Source organism: Leptothoe sp. LEGE 181152 (assembly GCF_032906605.1).
In the GTDB taxonomy this organism is placed as follows: domain Bacteria; phylum Cyanobacteriota; class Cyanobacteriia; order Phormidesmidales; family Phormidesmidaceae; genus Leptothoe; species Leptothoe turfae.
Genome location: NZ_JASATU010000004.1, coordinates 193,681 through 207,454, shown reverse-complemented (window position 1 = coordinate 207,454; position 13,774 = coordinate 193,681). Strand labels below are relative to the sequence as shown.

The following is a 13,774-nucleotide window of genomic DNA, read 5'->3' as shown; positions in this document are numbered from 1 at the left end:
TTCTCAGGATTTGTTCAGTTGGCAATGAGAGATTGCAAGTGACTGCTCGCTGACTCCTCATTCAAGAATAGTTATGAAACGTAAGTATTTATCCGCCCTTTTTCTGACTTGCTCCATTGGTTTAGTTGGTTGCTCCACGAGTGCTGTGACTACAACCGCTGACCCATCTTCAGCCCAGGTAGAAATTGCGTCTGCCCAGGGGGTCGATTACACCCTTTACGATGATGTGCTGAGTACCTATGTGGACGACTCTGGCTGGGTCAACTATGCTGATTTGCAACAATCTCGACAGGCGTTGGATACATTCAACAATGGTTTAGCCACTATAGATGATGCCACTTTGAGCAGCTGGAGTGAGGAAGAACAAATTGCTTTTTGGATAAATGCTTATAACTCTCTAACACTAAAATCGATTGTTGACCAAACTCCTCTAAAGCCTAGTATTAAAGATATTACAGGGGTGTGGCGTCTGCGTAAGCATCCGATCAATGAAAAAGAAAAGACGTTAAACAACATTGAGCATGATGTTCTGAGGGTTGACTTTGATGAACCTCGACTCCATGCGGCCATTGTCTGTGCTGCCATTAGCTGCCCCCCGTTGCGTAACGAAGCCTTTACCGGCGAAAATCTTGACGCTCAGCTGGATGAACAAGTAGAGCAATGGCTAGCAAGACCTGACGGCCTCAAAATCGATAAAGCAGCTGGCGAAGTCAAGGTGTCTAAAATTTTCAGTTGGTTTGGCGGCGATTGGATCCCTAGCTATGGTGTAGACAGTGGCTTTACCGGCAGCAAAGAAGAGCGAGCTGTTCTGAACTTTATTAGCCAGTACGTTAGTGATGAGGATCGGGCTTATTTGGAAGCTGGTGATTATCAGGTTAGTTATTTCGACTACGATTGGACTCTCAACAACCAGCCATAGTAAAGCAGGTGTTGCTGATCCTCAATGTGATTTTATCTGTAGCGTTTGGGTAGATTCTGCCTGCTATTGATCGATGCCCATGGCAGATCAGCAACGGCATTAAACAAACATCAAAACAATGAGGGGTGACATCGTGCATACGAGTGCTTGTCTGATGTTGTTCACACGGTACCCCGAAGCTGGCAATACTAAAACCCGGCTGATTCCCTATTTAGGTGCGGCGCAGGCGGCTGAACTCCAGCGATGGATGACGGCATCCATGGCCAATGAAATGGCTGCTCTGCGTCCAGATATTGATCGGCAAATCCATTTTTCTGGCGGTAGTTTGTCGCAGATGCAAGCCTGGTTAGGGCGGCAGTTTACCTATCTGCCGCAGTTTTCTGGTGGTTTAGGCAGTCGCTTGCACCAGGCATTTGTAGAGAATTTTCGGTCAGGCAGGGATGCTGTGGTTGCGATTGGGGCTGACTGCCCTCAGCTGAGTACCCGCCATTTTGAGCAGGCGTTTAAACAGCTCAAAACCCATGATGTGGTGTTAGGGCCAGCGGCGGATGGGGGGTACTACTTGATTGGGTTAAATCGACCCCAGTTCCAACTATTTGAGAATATTCCATGGGGCACTGGTGAGGTCTTTGAGCGGACGATTGCGATCGCAAATCATCTAAACCTATCCGTTGTTACCCTGGAGCAGCTGCGGGATGTGGATCGCCCAGAAGACTTGGAATTGCTCAATCAAATTCCCATTTATATTTAAGGGTTGTGCCATTGGAGGGTAATCCTCGTAGGGGCGTTCCCTGGAACGTCCCTACGATGGATATTTCATTAGATGCGGCTGACCTGTTTAGGGATGTAATATCGGGCCTTGCTCGGCACCATACGAGCGTAAAGATTTTCTAGCTGGGTGATATTTTGGCTGAGGGTATAGCGATCCAAAACACGCTGACGAGCCTTGCTGCTCAAAATTGAAAGCATTTCAGGATGATTTCGCAGTAAGGGCAAAATAGTTTGTAACTGCTGTGCTACACGTTGAGTATCAATCACAATACCTGCTCCGTTTTCGAGCACTTCGCCATCGGCCCCCGCATCAGTAGCAATGCAGGCTGCACCACAGGCCATCGCCTCCAATAACGATAACGATAGCCCTTCAATTAAGGACGGCAAAATAAATGCATCCGCACCTTGCAAAATTTCGATGCGGCGATTCTCATCGGCAACGAAACCTAGCCAAATGACTGAAGTATCGGCTCCGTAAGCCGTCTTTAAGGCCATTTCTAGGGGACCACTGCCGACAATGATAAGTTTGTTCTTGCCTCTCATGTTGGCCAGTTTCCAACCCTTGAGCAGCGACTCTACATTTTTCTCAATAGCCAGTCGGCCCTGATAAACATAGATTTGGTCCGCCCTAAATTCTTGTTTGATGCGGGAATGGCCAGGAGCATACCGATAGATATCCACACCGTTTGGAATAACGGCTACCCGTTCTGCAGGTACTCCAAGTTTGACTAAGAGTTCTTGCTGCATGCGAGAAAAAACGATCACCTGGTCATAGTTGGCCAGCCGAGGAGCATACAGCTGATAGGTAAAATGCTGAGTTCCTGACGTCAGGTTGCGGCGTTTGCGATCAAAGGCAGGATGAAATGTAGCTACCAGCGGAATTCCCTGCTCGTGGCAAATTTCCGGTAGCTTAAAATCCAAAGGTGATAGAGATAACGATGCATGCACTAGATCTGGCTTGAGTTCTGCCAGTACCTCAGCCAGCCTGCGTGCTGAACGAAAGCTGGGAATAATGAGGATCTGCGATTTGAAAATAAAGGGTAATGAAACCTCTTCATAGCCAACGTGCTCACCTTCTGACTCTGCATCGGTAGCAAAGTGGAGAAATGTCACTCGATAACCACGATCTAGTAGAGCATTTGTAATCTCTCGACCATAGGTGACATTTCCACAAAATGGAGACTTTTTACCAATCCATGCAATGTGCATCTAAACGGGTCTATAAATCAGACATTTATAAAAGGGCGTTTTCAAAAGCAGACATGAACGGCTTTGCGAATTCAACCGCTTGGCAAGACGCCCCTAGGAACCCTTGTTTACTCAAGCAACTGTTTAAGTAACGTAACTTAATGCTGCTTAAGCAACCGTACGAATGCTTTATATGACTTTATCAGGATTTTAGGATTTCCTTGGTAATGACTGCTCAGAGAGATTGGAATTTGGGAATCGATGGGGATTGGAGAAGGGACGATGGGGAGTAGTTAACCATGCTGATAGCCCTGATCGGAGCTTGAGGACTCTAGTTTTGTCCTGGTTCTAGGGTGGGGAGGAGGTTTCTGCTGGGACAGTGAAAACAGTTTGGGTGAAGATACCGCCTAGAATGACGATGGCTGCGAGACTCAACAGTACTAAACGTAACCCTAGAAACGCTTCTGCGACGCCTGCTAAGGCCAAGGGTAAGCTCAAGGCAATGTTGACAAGGTTGTTTTGTAGTCCAAAAACTTTACCGCGCATATCTTCAGGGGTTTGCTCTTGCACTGTGGTTTGCATGGGGATACCAACCGTGGCTGCAAAAATGCCCAGTATGGCGATCAGCGCTAGGCTACCCCACAGGCTATGAATTGTCATCGAAAGACCCCCTAGGGCAGCTCCCATGCCCAATAGACCCACCAGACTCAGCTGACGTCGCGCAAAGCGATGACCCGCGTGACCAATCAGGGCTGCGCCTATGCCCATACCGACGCCGCCTGAGGCTAGTAACACGCCAAATTGGGACGATTTGAGCGCAGGGATAACTTCAGCTAGACGCACCGCTAGCACTGCCAGTGCTGCAAATACAGAGAATAGTAGCACCAGCTGAATAATGGCGTTACGAATGGGAGGGCGCTGTTTGATGTAGCGCAAACCCTCTTTGATATCGGTCAGGACATGGCTGTCTTTGGTGAGATTCTCGGAAGATTCGCCGGTACGCATCAGCATCAGGATGACGCCAGCCAGGCAGTAGCTCAGCCCGACTAAGATGTCTTTGCCAATGCCGCTGTTGCCATCAAAAGAGGCAAGGAGTTTATCTGCGATCGCAAGCAGCGGCTCCCCCACCGCAAATCCAATAATCACCGATGCCATCATGGTGGTGGTATAGAGGGAATTTGCCGATAGCAGATGGCGCTCGTCCACAATTAGCGGAATGGCAGACTGTTCTGCTGGGGCAAAAAACTGGGTGAGCGTCGACACCAAAAAGGTGACCACTAACAGCAGGCAAAAGCTTATGGGGATACCTGCTATCGTGCCCCAGTCATGGCTTAGCCATAGTCCTAAGGGCAACAAAATGACTAAGGTTCCTCGCAGCAAATTAGTCAGCACTAAGACTGGCCGCTTCAGCCAGCGATCTACATAGACCCCGGCCAATGAGCCAAATAGGACCGCTGGAATCGTAAATGCGATCATCACAGCCGATACCCAACCACTGATGGTTTGACCCGGTACTTCATACTGACTGGCAATGATGGCAATCATTAGAACCAGGTACACCTTATCGGCCAGTTGCGAAAAAACTTGACCACCCCAAAGCGTGAGAAAATTACGGTTCTGTAGCACTGGCCAAAAGCCAGTTTGTGGTCCAGTAGCACCAGTGTTTGAAGTATCTTTGTCCACTGCTGCTGATACAGCTGGTAATCGATTGTCTGCCGTTAGAGTGTCTGGATGCCCATGCTCTGAAGCCGGTGATCTCTCGGTCAACCCAGCCTCATCCAGGCCTGGCTGGTAGCCAGAACCGTCAGAAATCTTAGATGCACTTGGGTCTGACTCACGAAGCATAAACAGGTGAAGCAAAGCAGCTATCGAGTAGTGCAGCCGATCGAATGGGGCGATCAAAATGAAACTGAGCATAGTTTCTCAGCAGACGTTCAACACGACGCCACAAACTATGGGGGGCTGTACCAACTCCTTCTATAGATGGTAAAGAACTATCCTGGGTGAACACAAGTTCTGCTTGCCCTAATTGTTGCAAAAGTGCTAATTCTGGGGCTCCAATGGTCGTTGTTAATGAACCATAGATACGTTTGCGACGCCCAGCTTCATAATCCATGGGTCCAGCATTATTTTCTAGTCGCTCTAGTTGCTCTAGGGTGATCACCCCACCTGCAGAAATGCTAAACCCCACCTGCCATTGGCTCCCCAGCTGGGGCTTGATGGGGGTGCGACTCAGGCAGCAGTGACGTAATTCTGGGGCGATTCCGGCAAGGGCCAAAATGTGAAAGGTCCCGTGGGCCAAACAAGCCAGCACAGCCCCTGATGGAGCAGTCTCTAACCGTTCTAAATGGGCAACCAGTAGCGCAAACAGCTCTGCTTGAGGTTGTTCGCTGGCTTCACATAGCACCAATTCTGCAAGATACTGTCCCGCTGTTAGCCGTACCAGATCTTGACTTAACCCTGGAAATGACTGCTGAGTTTGAGCTTGAATCATTTTGTCCAGAGATTTCCCTTTGGACAACATCAGCTCATTCACCACAAAAAGACCACTGCGACCTCCTAGACGAGACTTATGCTTGCGGGCTCCAGGTGCGATCGCACGCAGCAGCCCATGTTCTTTAGTCAAAATAGTGATCAACCGATCGGTCTCACCCATCGGAGCAGCTTTAAGGTTGATACCAGTGGCTTTATAGGTGCGGGACATTAAGCACTCACGACTTACTTTTCGTCGTAGTTTACGTTAATTTGGCTGTTCCCTTCGTATAGCCAGTTCATTTTTTTAGGATCTAGCTTGGCGTGATACATCAGCTTTAGAAGCTGATTTAAGGCAGCATGCTTATAGATTCCTCGTTCTCTAAACCGGCGGGCCGAGGTAACGATGGTGCCTGGAGCGATACAAGGTGGACCAAACTTACCCAGGGCATGGCTGAGGGCGGTATCTTCAAAAATGTCCATGTCAGGCACACCGCCAATGGCCATAAGGGCCTCTCTTCGGGCAAAGATGCAGTGATCTAGATAGAGAATCCGGCTAAAGCGTGGCCGTTGGGTCGTCGAGTACCAGGAGGTAAACCGTAGCAGCCAATGGTCGAAGTCAAAGCTGTGGCGGAACCCTCCCCAGGTGAGCATGGTGTTTGCCATGAGCCCTCTGACTTGAGAGAGGGCATCGGGTGGGAGCAACGTGGCCGGATGATGCAGCAGGACAATGTCTCCCTGGCTGGCTTCAATCCCAACGGTCAGCCGCTGGGCACGATTGGTGGCGTCAGAATCAATCAGCTTAAATTGATCTGCTGCTGGATGTTGGGTAATCACGTCATAGGTGCCGTCTATGCTCGGGCTCATGACGATGATTAGCTGCTTCTCCCCAGATTGCTGAGCGAGGTTATCCAGAATGCGTGGCAAATAGCCATGTCTGATTTCATTGAGGCAAGGCAAAACAACAGAAATTAAACTCACTACCTATGGCTCTCCCGGCATGGTTAACTCTGATGGTAGGACCTCAGTGAGCGATGTATTAGACCTACTCAAGTCCAAGGTGGGCGTTGTCACTCTTAGGGGCACATCTTGGTTAGTGGTACGACTGCTCAGAATAATACAAAGTCTATTAAGAGTAGCGAAGACTCCCCATAAGCTGAGGTAGCGTTCAGGGAAATGAGTTTTAAATTCTGACGACCTATGACTGTCGCTCCATCCTCTTTGGCCATGCCTCAGGTTCATGTATACGTTGATAAGGCTGCGCTTGTGGCGGCAGCGACTGACCAGGTGATAGAGCTGATTCGTGATGCGATCGCAACCCGTGGCCGCTGCTCAATTGCTCTGTCAGGGGGCAGTACACCCAAGCCCTTGTACCAGGCCCTGGCCCAAACCGATTTGCCCTGGGAACAGCTCTATATTTACTGGGGGGATGAGCGTTATGTGCCAGCCACCCATGCCGATAGCAATGCCAAGATGACCTACGAAGCTTGGCTGAACCACGTGGCGATTCCTGCTGAGAATATTTTTACAGTGCCGACAGAGACGGATTCCCCTAACAGTAGTGCCGACCAATACCAGCAGGCGTTAGCGACAAGTTTTGATACTACTGAAATTCCCGCCTTTGACATCATCTTATTGGGCATGGGCGACGATGGTCACACAGCCTCGCTGTTTCCCCATACAGAGGCTTTGAATGAAACTGAACGCTGGGTAACCGTGGGCCAAAAAGCCGATCAACCCAGAATTACATTGACTGCGCCCGTGATTAATCAGGCTCGCCATGTGATGTTTTTAGTGGCTGGTGCTAACAAGCAAACAGCCTTATCTCAGGTGTTTGCGCCCACTGCCGATAGCGCTACCTATCCTGCTCGGTTGGTTTCGCCAACGGGTGAGCTGAGATGGCTATTGGATCAAGATGCGAGCGCAGGATTACCTGCATCGATAGAGCGCACATTGCATTAAACTGCTGGTCCTGCCCTGGATGTGTATTACCTCCAGGGGGAATGCCCCTCTGTCTCCTGAAAGCTTATCTAAACTAAGAATACGGAGCAAAGGCAAAGATTGCCTATATTTCTACCAAAGCATCATCAGAAAATCGTCGAAACCGTGTAGTTTATACATGGCTAGAGCGCAAACCAGACCGCTATGATTATTTGCCCAAATTGTAACTACCAAAACCCAGAAGGAGCTTCTCAGTGTGAAGCATGTTACACGCCACTCCCAGAATTGCTCACATGCTCAAATTGTGGAGCAACGGTTCAGGCAGATGCGAGTTTTTGCGGTCAATGCGGTCATAGCCTAGCTAATCAGGCTGTGCCAGTGGCGGAGCCTTCAGCACCGGCTGAACCGGTTTCCACAGATGACCCACCGACTCCCTTACCGGTTGGGTCATCGTCAGATTTGATTGAGCCTGATCCCCTGGTACCACCAGATCCCTTATCTGTGGCTCCACCACCGCCGCTGCCTGCGGATCCAGTTCCAGAAACTATTCCAACAGCTGTTGACATTGTTAGCGAACCGCCAACTACACAGCCAATGGCGAGTGTGACAACTCCCCAAACACAGATCCAGATCCAGACTGCCAGGTTGCTACATATTCAAACCGATACGATTTTGGAGCTGCCGCTCGGTTTAGATCTGATTCACATGGGTAAACCCAACGATCGCATCCCACCAGATTTAGATGTATCGGGTTTTCCAGAATCGGAAATTGTGTCTCGTGTTCATGCCAATATCCGTATTGAGGGCGATGTCTACTATATTGAGGATGTTGGCAGTTCCAATGGTACGTACATTAATAATCTACCGCTTGCTGTAGGCAATCGTCATCGTTTGCGCCCTGGCGATCGCATTGCCCTTGGAAAAGGTGATAAGGTGAGCTTTATTTTTCAACTCGCATGAGAATTAGCAAAGGTATCGAGTTCCTAGTTTAGTTGCTGCTTTTGCCCTGTCATTTGTGTTACATTGCCCTTCGATGTATTAACGTGATTACCTTATCGTTACTTCACCCGCTCAATAAAACCCCCATACAGAACTGGTCCTTTGAGGAGCAAGACGTCATTCGCATTGGCCGTTCTACTGATAATGATGTTGTTCTTTACAGTGCTGTTGTGTCTCGACATCATCTAGAGATACATAGAGGGGTTGCTGGTTGGGCAATCCAGAGCATAGGTACTAATGGAACCTATCTGGATGGCAAGCGCATTCAAAATGTAACGGCAGAAAATGGTCTAGTGGTCAGGTTGGCACGATCTGGGCCCAATCTACAAATCACTATTGATCAGCCTGAAAAATCTTCGGTTGCTTCTATTAAGGAGTTATTGGCTCGCCGCAAACATCACCAATTTGGTCAAGGTGCATCGGATCAACCTGTGAGGACTGATCTGGATGTTGTCAAAACTGACATTCGTGATAGGACATCGCCGTCCGGTGGTAAAACTTGAACTTCAAATTCTGTAGATAATGACGGTCTTTCTTAACTAACTTGCCTATGGAAAGAGGTGATCAGGTCTATGTGATGCGGGATGTGATGGGCATTCCTTACCAGCATCACGGTATTCATTGTGGTGATGGAACCATTATTCACTATCGCAAGGTGGGTACGGCGACCGTCACACGTACCAGTATTGATGCGTTTACTCGGGGTAACCCGGTGTTTACGCTCAACCCGCCCGTATCATTTATTCCAGATGTGGTGATTAGTCGCGCTGAAAGTCGTCTTGGAGAGCAGCGTTACAATCTGTTTTTTAATAACTGTGAGCATTTTGCCAATTGGTGTAAACATGGCGACAATGTGAGCCCTCAGCTCAATGAATTTGGTCTGCGATTGGATCAGCTGAAGGTACCCAGTGGGCTAACTCGACAAGCCGCTCAGCAAGAAAGCCCGCAGGCGATTTTAGATTTGTTTGAAAAGGCCTTGGGGAATATTGCGATCGCAACTCATACTCTCCTTCCCGACTACGAACAAGCCCAAGCCGATAGCGCTCAGTGGAAACGAGTGGCTGAGGCAGCCCTGGGCAGAGGGCGTGAAGATCTAGCGCGCGCAGCCCTCTATAAACGCCGTGATGCCCAGAAAAAAGCTGAATCCATTCAAGAACAGCTACAATCTCTTTCTGATTTGCAAATTTCCATTCAAACTGACCAAATGCTGGCGCTAGAACGCCTAAGTGAGGAAGCTACGTCCCCGTACTAACTGTTTTCTGTAGAAATACTAAGATACAAGTAGAGACCGTGGTTAGAGGCTGGTCTGTGACGACCTCTAGCCCGGTCTATTTTGATCAACCGTTTGATCATCTTGTCGATTCTTAAATCGCGAAGTACGATTGTAGTCTGTTTGTAATACAAGGTCATTTCGCGGATGACATCAGGAGGCATCCCGTGGGTAAGCTATTCACTATCCTTCAGTACTACCGCCAATATTGGCTGATTACAGCGTTTAATGCCGCTGCTATGGGGGCCTTTGAAATTCTGGATCTCTTTGTGCCCTATGCCATTGGCCAAATTCTCAATATTCTCTCTCAGCAGCCTCTTGATAGGCCGTTAGAGCGTTTTATTGCCATTATGGGTCGGTTGTTGCAACAACCCATAAGCCCTACCTTTTCTCTGCTGGTTTTGTTGGGGTTGGTGGGGCTACTTTCCGTTGGTCGTGCCCCAATTCAGCCCTGGATTGGCCCCTGGTTTAATTGGGATACGGCTTTGCGTGCCCGACGGGATAAGTCACAGCGCTCTCTAGAGAAAATTCTAACGCTGCCACTGGAATTTTACGATGAAAACAACCCTGGCCGCATTGCTGCGCGAGTGGCTAAGGGGTTGGCTAATTACACATGGACCTACCCGGAAATTGTTGGCCAGTTTATTCCTAAGATTTTTCGGGTGTTAGGCATTTTTGTGGTGATTGCCTGTATTGATTGGCCGATTGCTCTGGTTGTTCTGTGTTCCTTTTTATTGATTATTGGCTATAGTTTCTCGCGGCTCGTGGGCTTGTCTTATCAAGAGGAGAAAATTGATAAATACATAGAAAATACCGAGAGTCGTACCTCGGAGATTATCACCAATATCAAAACGGTCAAGGCATTCGCAGCAGAACGTCGAGAGCTTAAACGTCAGCAGCAACGTTTGGACCGAGAATTTAAGGTGGTCGACTACCGCATCCATTTGGGTTACGTCAAGCTCAGTGCCCTTCAGCGCACTATTGTGCAGACTTGTACCTTTGCTGTTCTCGCCCTAACGCTTTGGGCCACTATGCGGGGGAGTATTTCCCTGGGGCACTTTGTGACTATTCTTACCCTGTCCAGTATGGCGTACGCCGAGGTGGATCCTATCTGTAACCTGGCGGAAATGTTTGTCCGCCGGTATGGTGCTATGGCTCGGTTTCAGGAGTTTGTTGCGCTGCCACCGGGGATGGATGCAGGTCAGCTGACCGATGATGTGCCTGACTATCGGTTTACGGGCAAGGTGCATTTTCATCAGCTCACATTTGGTTATGTACCTGATAAGCCTGTGCTCAACAATATTGAGCTGTTGATTCAACCCCGTCAGACGGTGGCATTAGTTGGTCGATCAGGCTCAGGTAAATCGACGTTGGTAAAGCTACTCTTCCGTTATTTTGAGCCCAACAATGGGGCCATTTTAATGGATGGTCAAGACCTGCGTCGTTTGGACATTACCGGCTATCGACGGCGGCTGGCGATTGTTCACCAGGAGGTCGACGTTTTCAACGGTACCCTGATGGAAAATCTCCTCTATGGTAATCCAGACGCCACTGTGGAGCAGGTGCAGGCCGCTTGCAAAATTGCCCAGGCCCATGCGTTCATCCAGCAGATGCCCCATGGCTATCTGACCACTGTGGGTGAACGCGGTGTCAGGCTTTCTGGTGGTCAGCGTCAGCGCATTGGGATTGCGCGGGCGTTGATTATGGCTCCTGATGTGCTGGTGTTTGATGAGGCCACGTCTAGTTTGGATTATGAGTCGGAACGGGCGATTCAGGTGGCGATGCGATCGCTATTTGGGACCCGTACGCTGATCATTATTGCCCACCGGCTGAGCACCGTTCGTGAGGCCGACCAGATTGTGGTGCTAGACCAGGGCAGCATTAGTGAGGTTGGCAGTCACGATGAGCTATTGACCCAAGGCGGTCTATATCAGCGTTTGCACCAGCTACAGGAAACGGGGGAGCTGTTGGAATAACAATAGCTAGTGACTGATATTAACCGTGAACGTGCGCGACAGGTTCGCTGGCGTACGTTCAGTGTCTCACAATGGCCATAGTTTGAGTGGCTGACCCTAGAACGGTGTTGGATGGCTAGCGTCCGATTGTAATCGGTAGCCCGCCCCCCGTACCGTTTTAATAAGACCCTTGCCCAGCTTGCGGCGCAGGTGACCTACGTAAACATCAACAATGTTAGAGCCGGGATCATAATCATATCCCCAGACCTGATTGAGTAATTCTTGGCGACTCCAAACTCGATCAGGTTGTTGTGCCAACATTTCCAGAAGAGTAAACTCACGCGTCGATAGCTCAACAGCTTTGTTGTGGTATCGAGCGGTGCGCTGACGTAAATCCAACGTCAGGTGACCTACACGTAAGATTAGCATTTCAGAAGGGGCGGGTAACCGCTGATTGCGTAACTGCACTCGAATACGAGCAATTAACTCCTGGGGTGAAAACGGTTTGGTTACATAATCATCGGCTCCAGCTTCGAGCGCAGTCACTTTATCCTGCACATCTTGAATAACGGTAAGCACAATGATGGGAAACTGTGCTCCCCGTCCTCTTAGCTCCTCAATTACTTGAATTCCCCGTTTTTCGGGTAAACCCAAATCCAAAATTAATAGTTCAGTTGGGTTGTCACAAGCCAGGTCAATGGCTTGTTGACCTGTTTCGGCAACCAGAGTAACAAATCCATGGGCCTGTAGTGCTTTTGCCAGAAAGGCTGCAATACGGGGCTCATCTTCAGCAATCAAGATTCGAGTCATGGTGTTTTAGCTTCGTAAGGAGGGTCTAAGGGGAAAATGATGTTGAATTGGCAGCCCTGCCCCAGTTTGCTAGAGAGAGCTACATGTCCACCGTGGGCTTCGGCAATGGCTTTAACAATCGAGAGCCCTAATCCAGCTCCTTTGGACTTGGATCGAGTGGTTTCAACACGAGAAAAGCGTTGCATGACGCGTTCTTGATGCTCAGGTGAAATACCTGTGCCTGTGTCACAGACTGTAAAACACACCCCTGTGGGTACTCGTTTAGAGCTGAGGGTAATCATGCCCATCTCATCGGTATGCTCCGCTGCGTTTTGCAGCAGATTCATGACCGCCTGGATAATCCGATAGCGATCGCCCACAATGCGAATCGACGCTTTTGATGTGAGCTGCCAATTGCGCGCTGCTAAGGCTTTAGCTTTAGCGAACAATTCTTCAGTCAGCCGATGAACATCAACGAGCTCCAGGTTCAAAAAGTCAGGCCGCTCGGCGCGGGCTAGTAATAATAGATCGTCGACCAGACGACTCATGCGGTTGAGCTCATCCTTTAACAAATCTAGGGTGTCGTCATGTTGACCTAGAGACTGACCTAGTACTTCAAGATGGCCCCGAATCACAGTGATGGGTGTCTGAAATTCGTGACTGGCATCATTAATGAACTCTCGCTGGCTGGCAAATGAGGCATGAAGCCTATCCAGCATCTTGTTGAAGGTTATGGTCAGCTCAGAAATTTCATCGGGACCTTTTACAGGGATGGAATGTTTGGGAGTATGGTCTAAATCGTGGATAGAACGGGCTGTCTCAGTCAACAGTTTTAGTGGTGAAACCACTCGTCCAATGACACCCCAAGCTAAAACAAGGGCGATTAAAAAGACGATACCAATCACCCAAGTAGCGACTAAAACAGCCTGATCAATTTCTGATTGCAAGTTCTTGCGAGAGTAGGCAACAATAAAGACACCTCGATTGTTGCCGGGAGGTTGAATGGGATGAGCCGAATAAATGATGTTGCCTGATGTATCGAGGTTTCGATTGTGATGGGGGCTCTCTAGCTGTGCAATAGAGTTGAGCAATGCATCATTCTCTTGTAGATTTTCTGGTAATGCAATGGGGCTAGATTTGTACAATTCTCCATTCAGAAAAGCGATCAGGTATTCATCATTTTCAGGGACGTTACGTGCCAAAAATACGTCAAAAATAGCCGCTACATCGTCTCCGAAGGGTTGTCCGGTCAATGGGTCTCTGCCATCAACAAGGCGTTGAATTTCTTCAATTTCTTGATCGAGTGAGCGACGAATGCGCTCCAACATCTGTGCTGATAATATTTGTCTAATGGTGACTATCGATATCACAATTGACAGAGAAATTAATGCTGCAAGCCAGAAAATAATCTGAGTTCGCACACTAGAAAGAAGTCTATGCCAGCGCCAGGCCATAAAAATGCCTTACTTA

At 48.9% G+C, this 13,774-nt stretch carries 13 protein-coding genes; 7 read left to right on the top strand and 6 right to left on the bottom strand.

All coding sequences use genetic code 11. The annotated features are described in order from the left end of the window. Positions 1–73 precede the first annotated feature (73 nt). Positions 74–919, top strand: a complete 846-nt coding sequence (locus tag QGP82_RS02900; RefSeq protein WP_499056989.1) for a DUF547 domain-containing protein — start codon at positions 74–76, stop codon at positions 917–919. A gap of 154 nt (positions 920–1,073) precedes the next feature. Then, positions 1,074–1,670 carry a TIGR04282 family arsenosugar biosynthesis glycosyltransferase gene (locus tag QGP82_RS02895; protein ID WP_250564947.1) on the top strand — a complete coding sequence of 199 codons (597 nt, stop codon included), beginning with the start codon at positions 1,074–1,076 and terminating at the stop codon, positions 1,668–1,670. 68 nt (positions 1,671–1,738) lie between these two features. Here QGP82_RS02895 and QGP82_RS02890 read toward each other — a convergent pair whose 3' ends face one another. The 4 genes from QGP82_RS02890 to QGP82_RS02875 form a co-directional block, all read right to left on the bottom strand. Continuing rightward, entirely contained in the window at positions 1,739–2,899 is a 1,161-nt protein-coding gene (locus QGP82_RS02890; protein ID WP_163664685.1) for a glycosyltransferase family 4 protein, read from the bottom strand. A gap of 327 nt (positions 2,900–3,226) precedes the next feature. Then, positions 3,227–4,723: an MFS transporter gene (locus tag QGP82_RS02885; RefSeq protein ID WP_163671668.1), complete on the bottom strand. Its 1,497-nt coding sequence runs from the start codon at positions 4,721–4,723 to the stop codon at positions 3,227–3,229. Further along, on the bottom strand, positions 4,713–5,582 hold the full coding sequence (recO, locus tag QGP82_RS02880) for a DNA repair protein RecO (RefSeq protein WP_163664687.1): 870 nt from the start codon (positions 5,580–5,582) through the stop codon (positions 4,713–4,715). The genes QGP82_RS02885 and recO overlap by 11 nt, the downstream gene beginning before the upstream one ends. A 14-nt stretch (positions 5,583–5,596) precedes the next feature. After that, entirely contained in the window at positions 5,597–6,331 is a 735-nt protein-coding gene (locus QGP82_RS02875; RefSeq protein ID WP_163664689.1) for a glycosyltransferase, read from the bottom strand. Positions 6,332–6,550: 219 nt separating this feature from the next. Between QGP82_RS02875 and pgl the strand changes: the two genes are divergently transcribed. The 5 genes from pgl to QGP82_RS02850 all read left to right on the top strand — a co-directional run bounded on the left by pgl (position 6,551) and on the right by QGP82_RS02850 (position 11,536). Next, positions 6,551–7,312 (top strand): 6-phosphogluconolactonase, encoded by a 762-nt coding sequence (gene pgl / locus QGP82_RS02870; protein WP_250564948.1) that lies wholly within the window; start codon positions 6,551–6,553, stop codon positions 7,310–7,312. Positions 7,313–7,495: 183 nt separating this feature from the next. Beyond that, positions 7,496–8,251, top strand: coding sequence for a double zinc ribbon and FHA domain-containing protein (locus tag QGP82_RS02865; RefSeq protein WP_163664691.1), 756 nt, complete (start codon positions 7,496–7,498; stop codon positions 8,249–8,251). An 83-nt stretch (positions 8,252–8,334) separates the two neighbouring features. Next, positions 8,335–8,793, top strand: a complete 459-nt coding sequence (locus tag QGP82_RS02860) for an FHA domain-containing protein (RefSeq protein WP_163664693.1) — start codon at positions 8,335–8,337, stop codon at positions 8,791–8,793. A gap of 47 nt (positions 8,794–8,840) precedes the next feature. Further along, positions 8,841–9,542 carry a lecithin retinol acyltransferase family protein gene (locus QGP82_RS02855; protein ID WP_163664695.1) on the top strand — a complete coding sequence of 234 codons (702 nt, stop codon included), beginning with the start codon at positions 8,841–8,843 and terminating at the stop codon, positions 9,540–9,542. A gap of 185 nt (positions 9,543–9,727) precedes the next feature. Beyond that, entirely contained in the window at positions 9,728–11,536 is a 1,809-nt protein-coding gene (locus tag QGP82_RS02850; RefSeq protein ID WP_499056985.1) for an ABC transporter ATP-binding protein, read from the top strand. A 96-nt stretch (positions 11,537–11,632) separates the two neighbouring features. On the opposite strand, the gene QGP82_RS02845 is transcribed toward QGP82_RS02850, so the two are convergent. Further along, on the bottom strand, positions 11,633–12,325 hold the full coding sequence (locus tag QGP82_RS02845) for a response regulator transcription factor (protein ID WP_163697672.1): 693 nt from the start codon (positions 12,323–12,325) through the stop codon (positions 11,633–11,635). Further along, positions 12,322–13,758, bottom strand: a complete 1,437-nt coding sequence (locus tag QGP82_RS02840; protein ID WP_499056983.1) for a sensor histidine kinase — start codon at positions 13,756–13,758, stop codon at positions 12,322–12,324. The genes QGP82_RS02845 and QGP82_RS02840 overlap by 4 nt, the downstream gene beginning before the upstream one ends. Positions 13,759–13,774: the final 16 nt, after the last annotated feature.